18 protein-coding genes and 1 rRNA gene are annotated in these 23,054 nt (G+C 59.3%); 13 read left to right on the top strand and 6 right to left on the bottom strand.

Annotation, left to right across the window (positions count from 1 at the left end):
• Positions 1-20: 20 nt before the first annotated feature.
• Positions 21-692, bottom strand: a complete 672-nt coding sequence (locus SA339_06840) for a superoxide dismutase (GenBank protein MDW5562928.1) — start codon at positions 690-692, stop codon at positions 21-23.
• Between the two features lie 176 nt (positions 693-868).
• Here SA339_06840 and SA339_06835 point away from each other — a divergent pair, with 176 nt between their 5' ends.
• From SA339_06835 to SA339_06815, 5 genes are all read left to right on the top strand, one after another.
• Positions 869-2,335: a DHA2 family efflux MFS transporter permease subunit gene (locus SA339_06835; GenBank protein MDW5562927.1), complete on the top strand. Its 1,467-nt coding sequence runs from the start codon at positions 869-871 to the stop codon at positions 2,333-2,335.
• Between the two features lie 78 nt (positions 2,336-2,413).
• Entirely contained in the window at positions 2,414-3,187 is a 774-nt protein-coding gene (gene heR / locus SA339_06830; protein ID MDW5562926.1) for a heliorhodopsin HeR, read from the top strand.
• A gap of 70 nt (positions 3,188-3,257) precedes the next feature.
• Entirely contained in the window at positions 3,258-4,217 is a 960-nt protein-coding gene (locus SA339_06825; GenBank protein MDW5562925.1) for an EF-Tu/IF-2/RF-3 family GTPase, read from the top strand.
• Positions 4,218-4,262: 45 nt separating this feature from the next.
• Positions 4,263-4,601: a hypothetical protein gene (locus SA339_06820; protein MDW5562924.1), complete on the top strand. Its 339-nt coding sequence runs from the start codon at positions 4,263-4,265 to the stop codon at positions 4,599-4,601.
• 80 nt (positions 4,602-4,681) lie between these two features.
• The gene (locus tag SA339_06815) at positions 4,682-5,107 is read left to right on the top strand and encodes a hemerythrin domain-containing protein (GenBank protein MDW5562923.1); all 426 of its coding nucleotides are present in this window, start codon (positions 4,682-4,684) and stop codon (positions 5,105-5,107) included.
• Between the two features lie 11 nt (positions 5,108-5,118).
• Here SA339_06815 and SA339_06810 read toward each other — a convergent pair whose 3' ends face one another.
• A complete protein-coding gene (locus SA339_06810; protein ID MDW5562922.1) occupies positions 5,119-6,030 on the bottom strand; it encodes a hypothetical protein in 912 nt (303 codons plus the stop codon).
• Between the two features lie 2 nt (positions 6,031-6,032).
• Positions 6,033-8,654, bottom strand: coding sequence for a PEP/pyruvate-binding domain-containing protein (locus SA339_06805; GenBank protein ID MDW5562921.1), 2,622 nt, complete (start codon positions 8,652-8,654; stop codon positions 6,033-6,035).
• A 183-nt stretch (positions 8,655-8,837) separates the two neighbouring features.
• Here SA339_06805 and SA339_06800 point away from each other — a divergent pair, with 183 nt between their 5' ends.
• Both SA339_06800 and rrf read left to right on the top strand, forming a co-directional pair.
• A complete protein-coding gene (locus SA339_06800) occupies positions 8,838-10,898 on the top strand; it encodes an ATP-dependent DNA helicase (GenBank protein ID MDW5562920.1) in 2,061 nt (686 codons plus the stop codon).
• A gap of 97 nt (positions 10,899-10,995) precedes the next feature.
• A 5S ribosomal RNA gene (gene rrf, locus SA339_06795) occupies positions 10,996-11,116 on the top strand.
• Between the two features lie 15 nt (positions 11,117-11,131).
• Here rrf and SA339_06790 read toward each other — a convergent pair.
• Positions 11,132-11,713, bottom strand: coding sequence for a hypothetical protein (locus tag SA339_06790; GenBank protein MDW5562919.1), 582 nt, complete (start codon positions 11,711-11,713; stop codon positions 11,132-11,134).
• A gap of 133 nt (positions 11,714-11,846) precedes the next feature.
• Complete coding sequence (locus SA339_06785; protein MDW5562918.1) at positions 11,847-12,797, bottom strand: hypothetical protein; 951 nt, start codon at positions 12,795-12,797, stop codon at positions 11,847-11,849.
• A gap of 72 nt (positions 12,798-12,869) precedes the next feature.
• Between SA339_06785 and SA339_06780 the strand changes: the two genes are divergently transcribed.
• Positions 12,870-14,159: a hypothetical protein gene (locus SA339_06780; GenBank protein ID MDW5562917.1), complete on the top strand. Its 1,290-nt coding sequence runs from the start codon at positions 12,870-12,872 to the stop codon at positions 14,157-14,159.
• 17 nt (positions 14,160-14,176) lie between these two features.
• On the opposite strand, the gene SA339_06775 is transcribed toward SA339_06780, so the two are convergent.
• Positions 14,177-14,614 carry a phosphate-starvation-inducible PsiE family protein gene (locus SA339_06775; protein ID MDW5562916.1) on the bottom strand — a complete coding sequence of 146 codons (438 nt, stop codon included), beginning with the start codon at positions 14,612-14,614 and terminating at the stop codon, positions 14,177-14,179.
• Positions 14,615-15,094: 480 nt separating this feature from the next.
• Between SA339_06775 and SA339_06770 the strand changes: the two genes are divergently transcribed.
• The 5 genes from SA339_06770 to SA339_06750 all read left to right on the top strand — a co-directional run bounded on the left by SA339_06770 (position 15,095) and on the right by SA339_06750 (position 23,052).
• Complete coding sequence (locus SA339_06770) at positions 15,095-15,274, top strand: hypothetical protein (protein ID MDW5562915.1); 180 nt, start codon at positions 15,095-15,097, stop codon at positions 15,272-15,274.
• A gap of 286 nt (positions 15,275-15,560) precedes the next feature.
• Entirely contained in the window at positions 15,561-18,515 is a 2,955-nt protein-coding gene (locus SA339_06765; protein MDW5562914.1) for a PAS domain S-box protein, read from the top strand.
• A 309-nt stretch (positions 18,516-18,824) separates the two neighbouring features.
• Positions 18,825-19,664: a zinc ribbon domain-containing protein gene (locus tag SA339_06760; GenBank protein MDW5562913.1), complete on the top strand. Its 840-nt coding sequence runs from the start codon at positions 18,825-18,827 to the stop codon at positions 19,662-19,664.
• Positions 19,665-20,187: 523 nt separating this feature from the next.
• Complete coding sequence (locus tag SA339_06755) at positions 20,188-21,324, top strand: hypothetical protein (GenBank protein MDW5562912.1); 1,137 nt, start codon at positions 20,188-20,190, stop codon at positions 21,322-21,324.
• A 252-nt stretch (positions 21,325-21,576) separates the two neighbouring features.
• Complete coding sequence (locus SA339_06750; GenBank protein MDW5562911.1) at positions 21,577-23,052, top strand: ATP-binding protein; 1,476 nt, start codon at positions 21,577-21,579, stop codon at positions 23,050-23,052.
• Positions 23,053-23,054 lie beyond the last annotated feature (2 nt).

Raw genomic sequence — 23,054 nt, 5'->3', positions numbered from 1 at the left:
GAGATCGTCGGACGAGGGACTCATAGCGACCCACCGGCCGCGGCCACCGGCACCGCCATTCCTTCCTTCCTCCCGCCGAGGACCTTCTCCAACCGCTGGTCGATCACGTCCCAGTTGATGACGTTCCAGAAGTTCGCGGTGTACTTGGCCTTTTCGTTTTTATAGTCCAGATAGTAGGCGTGCTCCCATACGTCCATGACCATCAGCACCTTGAACCCGGGGATGGCATAGAGGTCATGATCCTTGACCTGTACCAACAGCGGGCGCTTGGTCATGCTGCAGTATATCAAGGTCGCCCAACCTGACGATTCCACCGTGTTGGCGAGCTCGGTGAATTCCTTCTGGAAGCGCTCGAAGCCGCCGAACTCTTGGTCCAGGAGGTCAGCGATCTTGCCTCCGGGCCTCCCTCCCCCTCCCGATGTCGCTGGCCTCATGTTCTCCCAGTATAACTTGTGGAGGAAATGGCCCCCGACATTGAAGGCCAGGGCCTGGGCTTCGGCCTTCATGTTGGGCATCGTTCCCTCGGCCCGGGCCTTGTCCATCTTCTCGAGGAGGCCGTTGGCCTGGTTCACGTACTTCTGGTGATGCCCGTCATGGTGAACTTTCAACAATTGTTCGGATATGAATGGCGCCAGCTCCCCGTACCCGTAGGGCAGGGCAGGGAGCGAATAAAACCCCTTGCCGTCGGTCATTTTGTCACCGTACTCGCTCTGAGCGACCCCTATAATTTACTTTTGAGAAACCGCGGGACCGGAGGTGGTGTCCCCTCCGGCATGGTCTTCCAGAAGCTAAGAGGGCCCCCGTCAGCCTTATCTAGAGACGAAACGCTTTTGGCCCCCTCCATATAGAGGCGTGAAGGGCGATAACATTGGCAGCGCTGGATAAACGGGAACGGCGGATCATCCTATTCATTACCTGTGTCGGGGCACTCATGGGCCCCCTGGACTCGACCATCGTCAGCGTCTCCCTGCCCACCATCTCCAGCGATCTGGGGATGGACTATGCGACGGCGTTGTGGATTCCCACCGCGTATCTCCTCGCGGTGGCTAGCTTGCTGCTCACCGTGGGCCGGCTCTCCGACCTACGAGGGCGAAAGCCCTTGTTCGTCGCCGGCTTCGCCATCTTCGTCCTCGGCTCCCTCCTATGCAGCGTGTCCGTCAACGGCGGGGAGATGATCGCATTCCGCTTCCTCCAGGGTATCGGGGCGGCGATGATCATGTCAACCTCGCCCGCCATAATAACCGCCTCCTTCCCGCCCCAGGAGCGGGGTAAGGCGCTGGGCATCAACGCCATGTCCGTGTACATCGGCCTCAGCTTGGGTCCGCCCCTGGGAGGCTTCCTGACGGCGTCCTTCGGTTGGCCGTCCATTTTCCTGGTCAACATCCCCATAGGTCTGGTCGTCATCGCCCTCTCCCTGGCGATGATGAAGGAGCCGGTCCGCACCGTCCGCCCCCGCCCCTTTGACCTGACCGGGGCCATAACCTTCGCCACCGGGCTGTCCGCGCTGCTCATCAACCTTACAGTGGGGGAGGACCTGGGCTGGACCTCCCCGGTCTCGATAACCCTCCTGGTGGTGACCATCATCAGCTTCGCCGTGTTCGTGGTCATCGAGCGGAGGAAGGGACCGGACGCCATGCTCGACCTCCACCTGCTGACCAGGAACCGCCTGTTCGCCATGGCCAACATCTCCGCCCTGCTGAACTACACCTCGTACTTCGGGATCTCCTTCCTTCTTTCGTTCTACATGCAACGGGTCCTCGGTTACTCCCTGGCGCTCACCGGCTTCGTCCTCCTGTCCATGCCCCTGGTGATGAGCATCCTGTCGCCCATCATGGGGGCCGCCTCCGATCGCATCGGCTCCCGCGTCCTCGCGTCCGGGGGGATGCTCCTCATCACCATCGGCCTGCTGTTGCTGGGGACCATCGGAGAGAGCACCTCGGCTCTGGAGCTCGTCGCCTATCTTGTCCTGCTGGGCATTGGCATGGGGATGTTCTCTTCTCCCAACACCAGCGCCATCATGGGATGCGTCCCCAGGGAGCAACTGGGGGTGGCCTCGGGGACCCTGTCCACGATGCGCACGGTGGGGCAATCGCTCAGCCTGGCGGTGATGGGCGCGTTGGTGGCAACGGTGGCCTCGACCGCGGTGGTGTCCGAGCTGTTCTCGGGGACGATGGGCTCGGTGCCCCTCGCCGGGACCGCGGAGTTCGTCAGCGGGATGAACTTGGCGTTCATGGTATCGGCGGGGATCGCCTTTGTTGGTGCCCTAACCTCGCTGGCCCGGGGCAAGGTGGTGCAGTGCGAGGTGGAGAGCATGGCTGAGGGAAAGGGTCCCTGATCTGGCCCCCTTGTCCCCATCGAACGGACCTAACCTGTTCGGTATCTTTTTATTATTTCGGAAAACGATATACCAACCATGAACCTAACAGAGGAAATGAAGTTCAAGAGACTCAGGAGGTTCAACGCCGTAATGGCGGTCGTGCACCTGGTGCAGGCACTGCTCATCCTGGTGCTGGCAAATAATACCTCCCAGCCGATCTACAGCTATTTCCTGAAGTTCGATCCGGCCACTCAGAGCCTGATATCGCAGCAGCAGCTGATGTTCGATCTGCTGCTAGGCCCCATGGTCGCCCTGTTCCTGTTCATATCGGCGTTCGACCACTTCCTCCTGGCCGGTCCGCTGTACAAATGGTACGTGGCGGGGTTGAAGGAGAACCACAACTACGCCCGATGGTACGAGTACGCCATCTCGTCCTCGGTGATGATTGTGGTCATCGCCGTCCTGTGCGGGGTCCGGGACATCGCGGCGATCATTCCGCTGTTCGCCATCAACTCGGTGATGAACCTGTTCGGGCTGATGATGGAGAAGCACAACCAGGTCACCAAGAAGACGGACTGGACCTCCTACATCTTCGGCACCTACGCCGGTCTAGTTCCTTGGGTGGTCATCTCCATCTACCTGTGGGGTTCGGGAGTTGGTGGAAGAGTCCCGGACTTCGTGTACTGGATATACTTCGTCATTGCGATCTTCTTCTTCTCCTTCGCCTTCAACATGGTCCTGCAGTACAAGAAGGTGGGAAGATGGAAGGACTACCTGTTCGGCGAGTATGTCTACATCCTGCTAAGCCTGTTCGCCAAGTCGGCACTGGCCTGGCTGGTTTTCGCGGGTACCCTGGCTACCGGCACCTGAGGGCGTCGGGGCCGGTCCCTCTCTTTTTCCATCCAAAAACCTTTATCCCGCCCCATTTTTATCGTCCACCATGGCCAACCTGAACGTGGCGGTCATCGGTCCGAACGATTACGCCAAGGACCTGGGAAAGAAGGGAACCGCCTCGGACATCACGCTCTACGATCTGAAGCAGGGCACCGATACGGTGACCTTCATCGAGCCGACCAAGTATCCCGACCGCCTTGCCCCGCTCTTCTATGCTGTCTCCATGGCCGACCGCGCGCTGGTGGTGGTGGAGGCGATCAACGCTCAGCTGGGGGAGTGCATCGTCATGCTGCAGTGCGCCGGGGTGAAGGAGGGATACATCATCCTCCGCAATTACCTTACCCGGGAGCAGCTCGCCCCGCTGACCAAGGGAACGGTGTTGGAAGCGTATCGCTTTGTGGAGGATGACAAGAACTCCCTCCGCGAGATGCTGATCAGCGAGGCCAAGGGCCGGACGGTCGCTCAGGGGATGGGGAAGGGGGCAGTACCCATCGACCACTTCTTCAACGTCAAGGGAGTGGGCACGGTCATCCTCGGCTACGTGGCGTACGGCCGCATCGAGAAGCACGACGACCTGAAGGTGCTGCCCACCAACCGCACAGCACTCGTGCGGTCTATCCAGAAGCATGATGACGATTTCGACGACGCGGTCCATGGGGACCGCGTCGGCCTGGCACTGAAGAACATCGACGTGGAGCAGCTGGACCGAGGGTATGTGCTCACCGAGGACAGCAGCATAAGAAGCGACTCATCCGTCACCGCCCAGGCGGAGCTGGTCAACTACTGGAAGATGCCTCTGAAGGAGGGGATGGTCCTGCACCTCGGACACTGGATGCAGTTCATCGGCGCCCGTGTGGAGGCGGTTAAGGATGGCGGCGACTTCCGTCGGCCGACCATCTCCTTGACCCTGGACAAGCCGGTCGTGCACCCTCCCGGGTCCCGGGCGGTCATCATGTACCTGGAAGGCGGGAAGCTGAGGGTCGCCGGCTCAATTGTCCTTCCGTGAACGACAGGGCGATAAACCTGTGCGAGGATACTCCCGGGGAGAGAGATGGACTTCGATAGGTACGTCGTCGATCTGAACGCCAGGTGCGTGTGCGGATGCATGGAGGGGGACAGGATCCATAATATCTACCGGTTCCCTAACGATTTCGGGGCTTCGGTGGTCTCCGCCCCCAAGGCCGACCTGGCGGCCAAGGGGACATTTCGCCTGTACGTGCTCCACTTCGAGACCCCGGGGCCGGAGCACGAGTACGAGATCGCCCGCGATACGGGCCTCACCGAGGACCACATCGTGTGCAAGGACTGGGCCGACGCCGAGGGGTGGCTGAAGAAGGTCTTCGACCTCCGGCCAGAATGCGGTGAGCACCGCCATTGTAACTGCCACTGAGCTTCCGGCGTGCAAGCCTATTATACGTTGGCGTGGAGAAGCGGTCCAGACCATCGAAAAGGATGGTCGGACGTGACTACATGGACATATTCGAGCACATCATGAAGGAGCACCGTGAGGTCGAGGGCATGCTCGAGAGGCTGAGCGAAGGCTACGACGAGAAGGTGTTCAACGAGCTGAAGCTGAGCTTGGCCGCGCACATGCGGGCGGAGGAGGGATCACTGTACCCGGCGATGAAGGGAAAGGAGGAGGGGATGGTGGAACACGCCATGGAGGAGCACCGCCAGGTGGACAAGCTGCTGGAGTCCTTATCGGCATTAAGTAAGGAGGGCGATGCCTTCACCGACGCGATCGAGGAGCTGACCTCGGTGATCAACGACCACGTGATGGACGAGGAGGAACAGATGATCCCCCGGGCCCGGAAGCTGTTCGACGAGGGTGAGATCAGGGAGATGTCGAGCAGGTTTGATGAGGTGGACGAGAGCATCACCCAGAAGGCCAACTAGGCCTTTTCGCTCTACTCCTTGCGTACGAGGTACTCGGCGATGCCATAGCCCTTCTGCCCGTTGAAGGTGTACTCGGCCAGGGTCTCGTGCATAACCGATACCGATTTACCGTCCCGACTGGGGAAGGGCATGGCTACCAGGCGGAGAACCTCGGCGGTGACCTTGTGCTTGGCTCCGAACTTGTCGACCAGGGACATTGCCAGAGAGCGCGGCGTGCCATCGGGGTCCAGCACGGTTCTCACCTCCGCCTTGACCAGGGGCAGGTTCTTGCCATTGAGGTGGAAGTAACCGGCCGAGACCTCTCCCTGGTCCACGAACAGCTTGGTGACGTTGAGCGCCACGTGATCGGAGAACTGGGCGGTCAGCCATATCCACATCTTGGGCGCGTTCCAGTCCCGCACTCCCCAGGAATGGTCCCTTTCCCCCAATCCGGAGAGGTCGAGCTGCTCCTCCCCGACCATAAGCGAGCCGGTGATTCTGCCGAACTGCTCGAGGTGCTCGGAGGCGACCTGCCCAGAGATGCGCTCCCCGGCCGCATCGACGCACTCCCGGTAGTCGAACACCTCGTTACGAGCCTCGAAGGCCAGGTTGAAAGAGACGGGCACCGGCACGGGCCCCTTATCGGTCATGCAGGCCATGTGCCCGCCGTAGGTCATCTTCCAGCGCTTCTCCGGCTCCACCACCTCGAAGTGGAGCCCCTTGGCGTCCAGAGTGCCCCGGCCGTAGGTCTCCTGGTCCTTGATCCCCACGACCGGGCCGTCGGGCATCATGATGAAGCAGAACGCCGAGCGCTCGTCCATGTTCGGCTTCAGCCCGATGCGCATGAAGACGCAGACGTCATTCGCCTTATCATACACGTTGAAGTAGAAGCTCTCGCTCCACTCCTTCTCCATCCCCGCTGGGTGTATCATGTCGGTGTTCATGATCATGCCTCTTCCAAGATGTATATGGTACCATCGTTGCCATCTAGAGTTACTCTTTGCCCGGTGCGGAAGAACGAGGTGGCGTCCTTCACCGCGGTGACCGCGGGTATGCCATACTCCCGGGAGACCACTGCGCCGTGCGATAATATGCCTCCGGTCTCAGTGATCAGCCCCCCTAACTTGGAGAACACCGCCGTCCACCCTGGGTCGGTGTTGGAGGTGACCATGATCTCGCCCTCCCTCACCGTGGGCAATGCTTCGATGTTCTGCACCACCCGCACCCGACCGGTGGCCACTCCAGGGCTGGCCGACACTCCCGTCACCCTAACGGTGTCCGCTCCCCGGACCACGGTGTCATCGAACTCCAGGTCGCCCCGTAGGAACTTGGGTGGGAGAACGTCGCGGCAGAGCTCGAAATCGGCCCGCCGCTCCTCGACCTTTTCCTTGACCTCCCCGCCCCGAGCGCATAGCTCGAACACCTCCTCCTTGCTCAGGAAGAAGACGTCCGTCGGGTCGCTGAGATAGCCGCGTTCGGCGAGCCTCCGACCGTATTCTAAGAAGAGTTTCCTCCAGCGATAGATCATGTGGTCGAGGTAGAATCGCTGGTTCTCCCGGAACATCAGATAGATCTGGGCATAGCTGAGCACCGGCCGGAAGATGAGCTTGCGGGCAAATCCGAAGCGGAGGCGGCCGAGGCTCTTCAGGACCTCTTTCTCGGCCTCCTCGCGCTCCCGTGCCCGGTCTCTCTCCAGCTTCTGCAGATCCCCGACCTCCGAGGTCACGAGGGCTCTCACGACGTCGATGACCAGCGTGGGATCGTCGGCCCACCGGGGGAAGTACATCTCGCGGGTGTGGGAGCGGTGGCCGTAGGTGCGGAGGAACCCCTCCAGCTCGTTCTTGAAGGAGGCCAGACGGGGATCGGAGCGGACTGCTTCCAGCGTCCCCTGCCGATCGCCGGAGGTCAGCGCCTCGTGCACGGCCGGGTTCTCCCGGGCCGCCCGGGCGAGCTTGGCTATAGCGATGTTGGTCTTGAGGGTCTTGTTGTCCTCAAGACCGGAGATGAGCTTGGCGTAGTACACCCCACTGCGGTCGTCAAGCCAGTTGGCCAGCCACTGCTTGACCATGAGGTTGGTGCCGATGGAGTGAGTGACCATGCCATAACGAATGAGCCGGTAATGCTTGATCCCCGCCTGCCGATAGGCCAGGTACTCGTCGTACAGCTGGCCGTCGCTCAGTGAGGGGAGATCCAGGGAATCGAGCCGCTCCGACACCCGGACGAAGCCTTCGGCCCACCGGCGGTAGGCCTTGTCGGTGCGGAAGATCGTGCCCTCGTTGTCCAAGATGGCAATGCGGACCTCGGCCCACAGCCGCTGGACGATCCGGGTGTCGGCTCGGGCGATGCGGGCCTGGTCCTTCTGGGGGAAGTAGTTCAGCAGCTCGGTGGTCCGGGAGAACTTGGGGTTGTAGGTGAACACCTCCTCCAGCACGGACGCGTTGAAGTAAATATGCCCCCGGTGGACCTTCAACAGCTCCTTGTCGGTCAGGTTCCAGTAGCCCATGATCTCCGAGCCCTCGTGGTTGACGTACTTGGTGAGCAGTTCGCCCAGAAGGGAGAAGAACAGCGGAGAGGTCACGTCAGACCAATACTCGTCGCCATAGGCCCTTGTCCAGAGGATGTCGGAGCCCTCTGACAGATTGGTAATGGGGCGGGACTGCAGCAGGAAGACCTCGTCCCCCTCAATGGCCCACTCGACGTCCTGGGGGGCGTGAAAGTGAGCTTCCACCCGTCTGCCCATCCGCCCCACCTTGGCCAACTCGCCCTTGGTCAGGGACGGGGCTGTCTGTCTGTCCGGCTCGATGTTCACCGACCGGGAGCCTTCGACGGATAGGAAGATGCCGGTGACCTTGCGGCTTATCGCCTTGTCCACCGTACGCAGGGTCCTCTTGTCGCAGATGAAGCGGTCCGGGGTCACCAGGCCGGAGGCGATCGACTCTCCCAGCCCCCAGGAGGATTCTACGATCATTCTATCCTTGCGTCCGGACACCGGATCGGAGGTGAACATGATGCCCGAGGAGTGGGCGTTCACCATGCGCTGGACCACCACCGCCATCCCCGTCCCCAGCTGGTCCACCCCGGCCCGGTGGCGGTAGGCGATGGCTCGGGAATTCCAGTAAGATGCCCAGCATCTCCTCACGTTGGCCATGATGTCCTTCCGGCCCACGTTAAGGTAGGTATCCTGCTGCCCGGCGAAGGACGCACTGGCCAGGTCTTCGGCCACTGCCGAGGACCGCACCGACCACAATGCATGGGGGTCGATGGCCCCGATGGCCCGGTCTATCGCCTCTGCCATTCCATCATCCGTTTCGCCTACGAAGAGCGCACGGATACGGGCGGAGGTTTGCTCCAACGATGTCTCATCTCCCGGGTCCAGGGAAGCGAGCAACTCCCCTATTCGCTCACGGACGCCGCCGCCCAGATAGCGGTCGTAGACCTCAACAGTGACCACGATCCCCGGAGGGACGCGAAAGCCCCCCCTGATCAGCTTGCCGAGGTTGGCCGCCTTTCCTCCGACCTGAGCGTCATTCTTCTCGTCAACGGCGTCAAGGGGCACGATGAGAACCATACTTAGCGACCTCGATGGGGGCGTGCGGCAGTATATCCGAAAGGGCGATAAAAAGTATGTGCTGGACGCCGATCGGTCGTTTATGCTATCCGTGGCCCTCCCCCAGGGAGGCGGACAGACGCGGATTGTTGCTGTCGGCTTACCCTAGGTCATGTTTATATCCTACCCAGCGATGCTTCGCTCATGGCAGGGAGGTTCTGCGAGTGCGGCTGTCTCCTAGACCCGACATCCAATATCTGTCCGGGATGCGGGGAGGAGGTGAGGCAGGTGCGGAAGACATCGGGCAAGATGGTCCCCGCCGGACGAAGGGAAGCCGCCGAGGAGAAGGTCGAGGTGGACCGCCCTCCCTTCTTCCCCTATCGTCCCCGGCCGTCGCAGATCGAGATCGTCGACGCGGTCCAGGCTGCCATGGATCAGGGGAAGCACCTGGTCATGGAATCGGGCACGGGCACGGGGAAGACGATATGCTCCCTGGTGGGGGCACTGCAGCACGCCAAGGTCCATAAGAAGAAGGTGCTGTACCTTACGAGGACGATCTCCCAGAGCGATCAGGTGATGAAGGAGCTACGCTCCATCTCCCGCCGCCAGCGAGTGTCCGGGCTGGCAATGCAAGGTCGAAGGCGATCGTGCCTGCTTCTGCGTACCCTGGAGGAATTCGAGGATATTCCTCCTCACGCCCTGTCCAGGATATGCGAGGAGCGCAAGTCCCGTACATTGGCCAAGCAGCACGGGGGATGCCCGCACTACGCAGACTTCCTAGCCATCGGGGAGATGAGCTTCTTAAAATACTGCGCCGACGAACTGCCGACCGCAGCGGAGTTCGATCGCTTCTGCGAGAAGCAGGGAGCCTGCCCGTACGAGGCCAGGAAGGCCATCGTGCCCCTGGTCGATGTGGTCGCCGTCCCTTATGTCCAGGTGCTGTCAAAGGACATTCGGTCGCAGCTGTTCGACCGAATGCAGCTGACCATGGACGACGTGGTGATGATCGTCGATGAGGCTCACAATCTCATCGATGCCGCCCGGGACCAGGAGAGCTTCGACCTCTCGATGCACGACATCGAGGCTGCTGAGGACGAGGCCAAGGAGCTGGGGAATCCCAGATTGGTGACCGGAGTGGATCACGGTCTGCTGTGCTCCACGTTGCGACGCATTATCGACGAGGCGGTCCGGGAGCAGGTGCCTCGGGGGTCCTACGACGCCCGCCTGGGGCGGAGGTTCCTGGAGGGCCGGCTGAGGGGAGAACTGAAGCTGGACGATGAGGAGCTGCACGCCATGTGCGCCAACATGGTCGGCATCGGGGAGAAGCAGATCGAGCTGCGCCTGGAACAGGGCAAGGAGCCGAGCTCGGCCACCCTTCGCCTGGGCTCGTTGCTGGAGAGCTGGTTCCGGGCCGAGGACGCGCGGTTCGTGAAGCTGGTGTCCTCCGATGACCTCGGATCGCTTAAGGCGTGCTGCCTCGATCCCCAGGAAACGACATCATTCCTACGGGAGGTCAAGGGCGTGGTCCACATGTCCGGCACCCTGCAGCCCCTCAAGCAGTACGCGGACATCCTCGATCTGCCACCTCAGCGGGAACTGCGCATCTTCCCGTCGCCGTTCCCGTCGGAGAACCGTCTGGTGCTCTACGCCGAGGACGTGTGCGCTGGCCAGCGGGAGATGCGAGAGGATCCCTCGATGAAGGAGCGCATCGAGGACCATATTATCCAGATCTGCCAGGCGACCGACCGGAACACCATGGTGTTCTTCCGCTCCTACGACATGCTGCGGACCATGCGCCCCCGGATCGAGGAGCTGGTCGATCGCCAGCTATACTGGGAGGAGGCGGGAGCGTCCCGACGGCTGGCCTCAAGCATCCAGGCGTTCAAGCGGGGCCGCGGCGGGGTCTTCTTCACGGTCATGGGGGGCAAGGTGGCCGAGGGCCTTGATTTCCCAGGTCAGGAGCTGGACATCGCGGTGATCGTCGGCCTGCCCTATCCCCCACCATCGTTATTGTTGGACGAGCTCAAGAACCGCTATGATCGCAAGTATGGCCCAGGGCGGGGGTGGGAGTATGCCTCCGCCGTCCCCGCGGTGCGCAAGGTGCAGCAGGCGGTAGGCCGGCTGATCCGCACGGAGACGGACCGGGGGGTTGCGATCATTCTGGACAACCGGGTGGCGCGGTACCGGGAGCAGGTGGGGGCTCATCCGTCCAAGGACCCTGTGGCCGAGATGACAGGGTTCCTGGGATGGAGCAAGAGGTTCTGAGGGCATGTCCCCAAGCGATACTCCCTGGACGTTCCGTTCTATGGCGGGGCGACCGTACAGAAACGAATAAATAGATGATATTCATCAGTGGTTTTGGTGTGACGGCCACAGCGGCGGGGATACACCCGGTCCCATTCGAACCCGGAAGTTAAGCCCGCCTGCGTTCCATGCTGTACTGCGGTGCGCGAGCCCGCGGGAACCATGGAACGCTGTCAGCCACTTTTTCTCTCACTTCACTTCAGAGCCTGCTTGATCACATTGGAAACCATCTCGGTATTGATGGCTGTTCCACAGTACTGGCAGAACTTAACTCCGTTTTCCCCCATGCTGCTATGGACGTTGAGCGACGCCCCGCAGCAAGGACATTTGTAGGGAATGCTGAGGCTTCCGGAGTTCATCTGATCGATGAGGCCGTTGACGTCCACGTTGATGTTCTTGACCACCTGGTGATTCTTACGGTTCCTGACCTGCCCCGCTTGGGCCAGATAACCGAAGTCCTCATAGAGCTGGGCCAGCTCCTCATAGCGGGCGTTTAGCTCGAGCCTTTCCGCCAGAGGGGGCAAGAACTGGTTCCTTAGAACGTTCTGACAGCGTGGACAGAACGTATAGGCGTATCTGCCATAGTGGATGAACGGAGCGAGGCGGTAGCTGCGCTTGAACCACTCGATCTGTCGTGGACTATAGCTGCTGATATTGTTCAAGGCGCAGTGCTGGTGCATACCGTAGCCGCACATCGAACAGGTCATCTGCAGATCCTTGGCGGTGACAGGAGCGTTGCAGCAAACGCAACTGTACAGTACCTTCGGCTTGAACATGATGAGCGATTTAAGATTATTATTTTAATATAATCCTTTGTCTCCCCAAATCGCTGTTTCCTTATCCATCAGGGTTCGCTCTGACCCAATCAGGAAATAAGAAAAAAGCCGCCACTAGGGGCGGGGTCCTTGTTCACGCGGTATAGTTCGAGCGGATGTTGATACCTCCCGCGCTCGCATTGGACCGGACTTCCAGGTTGGACCTTCCGGGGTAGTTCTGAGAGGCCATATCTCCATCAGAGCCGTTGAACCCGTCACGGCTGCTGACCCTGACCCCGCCCAGATCGGCATGCGAGATCACATGGGCGGAGGTGTTGCCTCTGAGGTCCAGGGTGATGTCAATGCCCCCCAGCGAGGCCGAGGACCGCACCGTCAGGTTGCTGTCCAGTTCGCTCCCCTGCAACATGGTGAGCCTTATGCCGCCTGCTGAGGCCCGCAGGTCCACGCTAGCGTTGCCAGTGGCGTTAAGGTCGGTCCACGACAGGTCCACCCCTCCAAGTGAGGTATCCATCCTTAGCGGACCATCGAGCACGGTCCCGCCGGTCATGTTGAGCCTGACCGCTCCCGCCGAGGCCCGAAGATCGACCCCGGCCAAGGTCACTCCTTCGGCGGTCGTCACGTTGACGGTACCTAATGAGCTGGTCACGTTGAGCGCGGTCTTCAGCTGGCTAGATATGTTCAGGGTGCACCTGATATCGTTGTTAGAGAACCACCCGATGTTCCGGCCGACGCTGACGTTCAGGTCAATAGCCATGCTTTCCGACCCGTTGACCGCCGTCCAGTTGACCTTCACCGGCTGGTCTGGACCGAGGAGGCCGGATCGGTGGGTGCCGACGACCGTCATGGAGGCGGCCACCGAACTATCGTTGACGAACCTGACGTCAATGCTGCCGGTATCGATGGTCACGTTCATGCTCAACGACCGCGCTCCAGGGGCTATATCCACCTGATGGGACTCGTTGACCTTCACGCTCTTGAACGGTACGAGGAACAGGGCGATCGCCGCCACGAGGATGATGACGATGATGACGATCGCTATAAGAACTCCCGCTAGCCCCGAGCGGTCTCGGGTCAGATGCCTCATACCCAGATAAACGCAGTCGGCCCATAATAGTTTTATTCTGCTCGCAGGAGACCATTACATACCGGGCTAACGATGACGGAGCGATGCATGGATTGTTCGGGGGTGCCCGTGGCTAGCGCTGAGCATCCCGCCAACGAGGGCCTTGATTTCAATATCGGCCGGAGAGTGTCAAGAGAGGTGCTCTGCAACTACCTGTCCCGTTCCATGATCCTGGCCGACCTCACCGGGAGCGGCAACTTGGCGGACGATGTTCGTATGATCAGAAACACCGGTGCCAAGTACATCGCCCGCGCCGGCGGCTCCTGGGTACTGACTCCAGAGTATGTGGGGTCCCTCTCTCGGCGCAAGGAAATCGCCGGTGCCGTCCACGCCGTGGATGAAGAGCTGATTCTCGAAGCCTGTATCTTCGAGACCGTCAGCGGCTCGGTCGACATGATAGAGATACCTGCCTGGGTGTTCACGGCCTTCGACCGCAAGGTCAGGAGGCGCTGCTTCTCGTCCAAGCACATGGTCTTCCGGTTCGGGAAGCGTCGCGATGTATTCGGTCCGGGTATCAGCGTGCCGGATATCAGGAGAGCGGAGACCAAGATGCTGTTCTACTATCTGGCGTGTATTCACATCGACGCCGGCTTCGAGGGATTGCATCTCGGCCAAGTGCACCTCATGGGAGCCAATGACTGGGGTGGAAGACGGCATCTGGCCGACCTGCTGGCAAGGATACGCTCATACGCCCGAGAGCATGCCCGCCGGGGCACTGTGCTCATCAACGCCCACACCTTCGGCATCGCTCGCCCCCCTGGGTATTTGCTTTTCGACTTTCATGCTTCCCCGGTTCGCGGCCGGGCTCCAGAGGGCTCGAGACCTCACCCCTCGAGCGAGAGCGAGCCCCAGGACATCGTCCCCGGGGTGGGGGTGGGCAAGGAGGTCCGAAAGCTGGACTTCAGGGACTCCATCATCACTCACAGCCTCGGAGGTATCGCCCCCAGCGGATGGGGGACCGACAGCCTGCCATATATCGTGGAATTGGACAACTGGAACGGGTTCACGCCCGAGCTGCTGGATAAGCCATCGTTCGGCGACGATATCAATTGGTGGGGATTCGACGAGATCAGCTGGTTCGCCAACCAGCCCAAGGCCTATCGCGCCCGGTGGTTAGCGGAGACCTATGCATGGGTAAGGGCGACCGACCCTGCCGGCCACCTCGAGATGCCAGGCCGTCGAACGGCGGCATTACGCCATACCGACGGCTCGATTCGTCAGGAGACGTATAGCGCCAGTGACAACGGTGGGTTCGGGGACGAGGGCGCCATCCGGAAGGTGTGGACCGACGATCGGGCTCTCCGTCGTAGGGCGGGGACCTGATCCCGGAATGAACCCGGTCATTCTTTGCCCGCCACGACATCGGCGGGAACGTCCTTCATGGTCTGGGTTTTCCGCACCAGGTAGTATCCAATGGTCGCCGAGGCGATGATGACGCCAAGGCCTAGTAACATCAATCCTTCCGCCTCCTCGTAGTTGAAAATAATGATCTCCCTCGAGGCGGCGGTGACCGCTACCAGAAGGACCAGGTCCGCTCGGGGCCGTGACTCGGTGATGAGCCCACGAATGGTGTCGAGAAGCTCCACTCCGATGATCACCAAGAGCAGCTGTCCAAAGAACGCGAGGATCTCGCCCTTATTCATAGTAAAGTGGCCTGCCAGCAGATCGTTCACGAGGATCAGGAACAGGCCGATAGTCACCAGGACGATGAGGATAAGAATGAGCGTTATGATGGCATAGATGACCAATGTCCTGACCGTTCGCTCCGCATTCACCACATGGCCTTGTTGGCCTGACCAGGGATATATTCCTATTGCCACGGGATAACGATGGTCCAATCCCCCTCGATCCATCGCCGCCGAGACCAACGTGCTACGATCCTGAACATGGATGGAAGGCCCGACCCATTCAGTAGCTGAGCTTGTAAAGGGAGTCAAAGGCCGGGGGTGCTCGACCCATTAACACTGGAGTAGGTTGAGCAATGAGCAACTTTGGTGGAAAGGTCGATGTCGAGGCATCCCTGGCCAATCAAATGTTGTAGCTCAAGGTATAAAATCCCTGCCTCGCCCTACGCTTCAGCCTCGCTGGTTACGGCGCCTAGGGGCCGTGCTTCCTCACACGATGAATGGGCCGATGATCTATGGGCAGAGATCATTCCAGAAGTGAATTTCATGCCTTTAAATTATAAGTATCTATATGAAAATCTGTATATACTAAATCCATCTCTATCACTCCAACCTAATATGGATGGGATGATCATGGATTGCTCAAAGTGCGGTACAACCAACGACGAGAGCGCGACCGTTTGCCAGAAGTGCAATGCTTCACTGAACGCCCCCGAGCAACCGGCCAAGAAGAGGATGTTCAGCAACACGCAGGTAATCATCGTGGCGGCAGTGGTGGTGTTCGCGGTCTTTATCGTGGCCGCCTCCATATAGGCCAGCCATTGGACGATTAGCACGCCGCAAGGTGACCAACCGACCTCCCGACGTGTTGCTCCAGGTGAACGACGGATAGCGTGTCAGTAACGGTCAGATGCACTCACATCGCTATACGCTGGCCCTGCCCCTAAGGGAGCGAGGAAGATCACTGTAGTCCAGGACCTTGCGGCCCTGGGCCATGAACCATACTTAGGCTCATAGCGCAAAATGCCGCCCCCGGATGACACCAGGCTCTGGCACAATGACGATTATGTATCTATAGAATCAATACATAGCATAGAGTATGTTGAGGCCGGGGGGTGCATCAACGAAACATGGAGAGATCCCTCTAGACAGATTCAGGCTCATCGTGGATCAGGCGCCTGAAGGCATCTGGACGGTGGGAGTCGACGGCCTCATCAACTTTGTCAACGAAAGCGGGTCAGCCATCCTCGGTTACGCTCGAGAGGAGATGATCGGCCGCCCGCCCACCGACTTCATCCTCGAGGACAAGGAGCAGAATGGTGAGAAGTTCAAGGGCTGCGATGATGGCAGGGCCCATCAGGCCGAGGTTCGCATGCGCCGCGGGGACGGTTCTGAGGTCTGGACCTCCTTATCCACAACTTCGATTTTCGATGACGAGGACAGGTATGCCGGCGTCTTGTCATTGTTTGCCGACATCACCGGAAGGAAAATGGGCGAGAAGGTCCTCAACGAGCGGGAGGAGCGCTTGCGCATCATGGTGGATGGTTCTCCAGACATCATCTGGGTGACCGATGCAGACAGTAAGCTCATCGCCGCAAATCGCCAGTACCATGAGTTTTTCGGCATCCCCCTCGAGCTTGCCGATGAAGTAGAGTGGCAGACGCTGATACATCCGGAGGATTCGTTCACCTATCTTTGCACCTTCGAGGCCGCATCGCGCGAACACGGGCCCTTTTCGGCCGAAGCGCGGGTCCGTAGATCCGATGGGGCCTGGAGATGGGTGGAGTCCCACGCCGAGCCTCGGTTCTCCGAGAGCGGTAGGTTCCTCGGGCATGTCGGCGTCAGCTCGGACGTCACCGAGAAAAAACTGGCCGAAAATGCCCTGAACGATAACCGGGAAATGTATCGTCAGCTGGTGGAATCGATGACCGATGGCGTGGTCATACACGATGGAGGCCGCGTGCTCTTTATGAACCGGGCCGGAGCCCGGATCATGGGTTATGATCGGCCCGAGGACACCATTGGCATCAACCCCATCGACGTGGTCCATCCAGATTATCGAGAGATAGCGTCGAGGCGGATCTGGGACCACAGGGGGACTATCCAGCCCCGCATCGAGGAGAAGTTCCTCCGCAAGGACGGCTCAAGCGTGGATGTCGACGTCACCACTATGCCGTACAAGCTCGATGACAGCATGGGTGTGCAGGTGATCTTCCGGGACATCACCGAGCGCAAGAGGTATGAGGAAGAGATCACGCGCTCCCGGCACATGCTGCAGCTGGTGCTGGATAGCGTTCCCGTCCCCGTCTTCTGGAAGGACATTAACTCGAGATACATTGGGTGCAACCGCATCGCCGCCAAGGACGCCGGGCTGTCCGAACCCAGCGAGATCGTGGGGAAGACCGACCGTGACCTCGCCTGGTGGAGTTCGGCCGAGATGTATCGGGCCGATGATCTAGAGGTCATGAGAACGGGCATCGCCAAGATGAACTATGAGGAACCGCAGCTCCGGCCCGATGGCAGCCAGCTGTGTCTCATGACCAACAAGCTGCCGCTCAGGGAACTCGATGGCCGCATCATAGGGGTCCTCGGAACGTACGAGGATATCACCGAGCGCAAGAGGGCGGAGAAGCAGCTCAGGAGCACCTTGGAAAGGTTCTACCGAACCCTCTCTGACATGCCCTACGGCATCCTCTTGATCACCGAAGCGGGCAAGGTCGAGTTCGCCAACCCGGCCTTCTGTGATCTGTTCGACCTAAATAGGCGGCCAGAGGACCTCATCGACCTGTCCCGGGATGAGGTCCTCGAAATGGTCCGCGATAAATACGGAGACCCACAGGAGGCAATAGCCCGGATCGAGGAGATTTTATCAGGTGATCGGTCGGTGCGGGACGAGGAGGTGGCTCTGAAGGGAGGTCGGACCGTCCTCGTCGATTATACTCCTATCAGGATCGGGAGCGAAGCATGCGGGAGGATGTGGATTCATATCGACATCACCGGGCGCAAAAGGGTGGAGGAGTCGCTGCGGAGGGGCGAGGCGATCCTTCGGGGGGTGATCTCCAACCTGCCCATCGTCCTTTGGACGACCGACTCAGACGGCAACTTCACCCTATCTGAGGGGAGGGGTCTCGGTAGCCTCGGATTGAGGCCCGGTGAGGTGTTGGGGCGTTCGGCCTTCGAGATGTATAGGGACTATCCGGCCATAACCGACGCGATGGCGCGAGCCCTACTGGGAGTGGAAAGCCCATTCACCGTCGACATCAGGGGGAAAACGTTCCAAGCCTGGGCTGTACCCATACGCGATGAGGAGGGATCGGTCAACGGATTGCTGGGGGTGGCCGCGGACATTTCCGAGCAAAAGGAGCTGGAGGAAGAGCTCAAACGTTCGAACGATGATCTGCAGCAGTTTGCATACATCGCCTCTCATGACCTACAGGAACCGTTGCGCATGGTCATCGCCTTCCTTGGGCTGTTGAGCAAGAAGTACGGCGATGAACTCCCATCGCAGGCCAAGGAGTATGTGGCAACCGCCGTCGAGGGCTCGGTGAGGATGAGGGAATTGATCGACGATCTGCTGGACTATTCTCGTTTGGAATCGAGACCGGTCGAGCCTATGGATGTCGACATGGGTCGGGTGGCTCAAGCGGTCAGGGACGATCTCGGCATGCTGATCGCCGAGAGCGGAGCGGAGGTCGCGATCTACCCCCTGCCGACCATCCACGCCGATGAGGTGCAGATGAAGCAATTGCTTACGAACCTGATTTCGAACGCTCTTAAATTCCGTGCGGAACAGCCGCCCCGGGTAGAGGTCTCCGCCGTCACGTACAACTTTATGTCGGTCTTTGCGGTCCAGGACAACGGCATCGGCATCGATCCCAAATACGCCGAGAAACTGTTCAAGATGTTCCACCGCCTTCATACGAAGGAGGAATATCCGGGCACCGGCATCGGCCTGGCGGTCGCCAAGAAGATCGTCGAACGACACGGCGGCCGCATATGGTTTGAGAGCGAACCGGGCAAGGGGACGACGTTCTTCTTCACCATCCCGGCATGATCGGCTTCAACCGGTCATTCTCCGAACGCCGGGCAGCAGGGCTTGTTTACCTAACCTCCTGTGCTTCCATCCGATCATCATCCTGCATGACGGACATGGTGTTTCCATCACAGTCCCTTCATTTCGGCATCATTTGGGCACCTCAGCCTCCTTGGTCGGAGTAAATCCGCTCCTCGTTTTCTCGTGATATCCGATACCACCCACCGGCGGAGATCACCGACGGCCATGAATCAAAGGTGAGGGATGAAGATGCGGTCGTTTCTCAAAAACCATTATCAGACGTTCCCCCTATCCGGTGGTGAGCGTAAAATGGTATATTGTACGAACTGTGGTAAGAGCAACAATGACGATGCTCTTTTCTGCCAATATTGCGGCGTTAGGAGGACCGATGTCGCTAAGGTGACCTCCTCTGCAGTCGCCGTCCCTCCCCTGCCAAAACCCATCGAGGCTGCACAGACGAACGCTGCGCCCCCTCAGACCTCCGAGTTTTTCCCGGTCGCAGCCCCACAGGCATCGGTCAATGACGCTACTTCACGTCCATCCATGTCCCTTCCTCCGGGAGAGAGTGTGGAGAAGCTCGTCAATGACGTCAACGGCCTTGTAATCAAGATGAGGGATATATTCCCTGATGTCACGGAAAGAGAATGGGTGAAAGTGGCCAAGACCGGGGATGGAGAGATGATCAATCGGTTCTTCCAAGAACGGATATTGCCTATAATCAGGGATTATGATCAGAAGATGGACAATCCGAACCTCAATCCTGGTGAGGAAGTTCTATGGAGCCACGATGTCCACAAGGGGCTCATACGCAGCGCGCTCGCGGAGAGGTGGGTGATCACCAATCAGAGGGCCATGATCGAGCGGCCCGCCACCGAAACGAGCCAGAGATCGGTGGAGACGATAGGACTGGCGGTGTGCAACGTCGCGGTTATGAACGAGCGCCGGAAGCGAAATGCGAGCCCCATTGGAGCCTACGCCGGCCGCAATGGGGCCGCGGCCGAGGCCGGTAGCACTGACGGAGCCAGCATGGTCTTTGGAGATCTGGTCTTCCTGTTCAGCGGGAAGGAAGAGCTGCGCTTTTCAGGCATCAGCGACCCGGACGGAGTCAGAAGCATGGTGATGACGCTGAAGAGGCAGTTGAAGGTCTAGCCTGACTCGATGTTAGGACCTACCGATCAGTGGAGAGGAGGTCGGACCAGACCTCTCTCATCACCCCGGCGGGCGAGAGTATATGTAGCCTTTGCTCCCAACAGACCTTGCCGGCCTATGGCGCTCTTCAACCGGATATCGTCTCAGCCATGATGTTTCGGACGCCTCCCCCTGGTGGGCGATCGGGCGTCTGGCCGGCCTTAGCCTTAGAGGCGTTGGAGGCCTCAGATTTTTGTCAAAAATTTTCCAATACTCGCTCCTCCTCGCGTATCCGTCGTTCATTCATCGATCACAGATCGAGCAAAGCCTCCCCCCAAACCCGATGAGGCGCGATCGACCAACATTGAGGGGTCATAATTCGCCTACATGCGATGTCCGCAAAAGCCATTTCTGCTCAAAAAAGAACCATCCAGTTCATTCTCTAAATTGAAATCAGTAGTGATAACCGTTTCAAAAACGAGAACTACCCCCTCCCCTTTTTGCATATTGCCCTAAGGGAGGGCCTATTTAGAAAGGGATGCAAATGGTTAAGAGACATATACCTAAGATAGCGGTAGCCATGGCTGCACTGGCCTTGCTGGTGCCTGGAGTCCTGCTTTTAGAGGGCTCCACGACTGCCGCCGCGGCCGCGACCACCGACCCTAGCCTCGGCCGGGTCGGCGTGTCTGGCGAAAATTTCACGATCGATGGCAACATCACCGACGAAAAGTTCTTCGGCGTGGATGATACCACCGCCCTAGCTTTCGCGATCGAGGCCTACATCAATGGCAACCGCGATGTTGCCGGATGGACCTCAGTGTTCAACTCTCCCGACACCGGCACTCACGTGCCTGTCGCTCCCAACGACTCTCCAGATACGTTCTGGAACCAGTACTTCGCCCAGATGGAGTACTACGGTGTGAACCTCGTCCGGATCGGTCCGGGCGATGCCTGGGGAACCCAGCTGTCATACGATGCATGGATGGATCACCGCGACCAGTACAACGAACTGCTCCACACCATGTGCCACTACGCCGAGGCGCACGGTGTGTATCTGGCCTTCGTGATCGCCGGATCGCAGGAGTATCCGACCTTCACCTACTACGGCTCCGGCACCGTGTTCGACCCCTCGTCCGAGGGCTTCGCCAACTTCGTGGAGTTCGCCAAGGCGAACATGGTGGAGCTGGAGAAGGAGAACTCGGTAGCTATGTACGATATGTACAACGAGCCTGACCACAACCTCGTGGACGCCAACTACTGGCACGGCGACAAGGTCAGGTTCAACGCCTGGGAGAACGCCGTGGCCGACGCCACCAAGAACGTCTCCACTCACCCGAGGACCATGGGCGTCGCCGGGTTCGGGAACCTGTTCGGCATGAATCAGGAGGACTTCAACCTCTCCACCGGCAATGGCGGCTTCGAGATCCTGCACCGGCACTACTACGGCTCGAACTCCGATACCGCTAACTTTGCTCTGCCCGAGGAGTGGGCCCATGCGGCGGGCAAACCCCTATATTGGGGAGAGCTCGCCGATAACGGCGTGTATCCCCTGGTCCGGTACGACTTCGGGGAAAAGGCCATCTGGTCCGCCGGGGGCCAGGCCATAACCTCGATGGTGCTGACGGGGACCCCGAACTACCCATATACCGGTGGGGCCCTCGCGGACCAGACCGCCGAGTAAGCGCTGCCGGTCAAGGGACAACCGGTCCTGCTTGATGCAGAATCGGAATGCCCCGTCGGTCCCGACCTGGGAGGAACCAGGAAGGTCAAACTCTTTCCCATATCTTCAATCACTTCCAATCATGTGGTCGCCTGGCCCACGAATACATGGCGCTACCGTCATGTCTGTGTTTTTGCTCCTAGCGGATCATATTTGAGGTGGCTAACCGTTATCCATCTGCAGATACGACTCCATACCTAGGTGGCCATCGGAATGGGTTCAGAAAAGGAGATCTCCCAGCGATCATGGGTCGATGAGGGGTTCAGTGATAACGAACTCGAGTTTCGAGGGATTTTCGAAAACCTCCAGGAGGCGGTCGTCCTTCACAGTCTTGTATTCGATGAGGGAGGCGAGATCGTGGATGGCACGATCATCAACGCCAACCCTGCAGCGTTCAAGGCCTGGGGACTTCGCTCGATCGAGGAGGCGAGGTGTAAGAGGGGCAGTCAGCTCGTCAGCGACGGTCTACTTGCCCAAGAACTCAAACTGGCGCGGGAGGCAAGAACGACCGGTCGGCCGGTTAGCAGGGAGATAAGCTCGGAGACCGCCGATCGTCATTTCCTGCTGACCGTGGTCCCCATGAAAGGGGACCGGATCCTATTCACGAGCGTGGAGATCACCGAGCAGAAGAGGGCTCAGAGAAGAGCTGAGGAAAATGAGATCCTCTTCCGTTCGATCTTCGAGAACAACGTCGATGCTGTGCTCCTAACTAAGCCGAGCGGAGATGTCCTGATGGCCAATCCTGCCGCGCAAAGGATGTTCGGTATGGCCGAGGACGAATTCAAGATGGTGGGCAGAGAGGGGATACTGGTCCGTGATCATATGCTGGAGTCTGCACTCAAGGTACGGATGCAAGGAGGCCAGATCGCCGCTGAGCTCACCTTCCGGCGCAAAGATGGTAGCACCTTCCCCGGCGAGGTCACCTCCAGCCTCTTCACCGACGCCGATCGTTCGATCAGCGAAACGATCTCGATCCGAGACATAACTGAGAGGAAGAAGGCAGAGGAGAACCTCAAGCGCTCCAACGATGAGCTTCAACAGTTCGCCTATCTTGCCTCTCATGATCTCCAGGAGCCGTTGAGGATGGTAACCTCGTACCTTGGCCTGTTGGACAAGAAGTTCGGCAGCGAGCTGAACGCTCAGGCCAAGGAGTACATGAGCTACGCTGTTGACGGTGCCGTGAGGATGAAACAACTAATCGATGACCTGCTGCAGTACTCCCGCGTCGACTCAAGGCCGATCGAAATATCCGAGGTCGACATGAGCGAATTGGCCCAGAAGGCGGCGGATGAGATTCATGTCTCGATCACAGAGGCTAAGGCAACGTTGGTGATCGGCCCCCTCCCCACCATCCATGCAGACCGGGCTCAAATGATGCAGGTGCTCACGAACCTCATTTCCAACGCCATTAAGTTCCGTGACGGAAAACCTCCAAGGGTCGAGGTCTCCGCTATCCTCCATGAGACTGAAAACGTTTTCTCGGTCCAGGACAACGGCATCGGAATCGATCCCAAGTACGCCGAGAAAATGTTCAAGATGTTCTCCCGCCTGCACACCAAGGAAGAGTATCCTGGGACGGGAATAGGTTTGGCGATCTGCAAGAAGATCGTGGAACGGCATGGCGGCAGAATATGGTTCGAGAGCGAACCAGGCAAGGGGACGACGTTCTTCTTCACCATTCCTCTGTGAGG

It is taken from the genome of Methanomassiliicoccus sp. (assembly GCA_033485155.1).
Lineage (GTDB): Archaea > Thermoplasmatota > Thermoplasmata > Methanomassiliicoccales > Methanomassiliicoccaceae > UBA6.
Note: the sequence above shows the minus strand (reverse complement) of the source record. Positions and strands in the feature narration are given on the sequence as shown.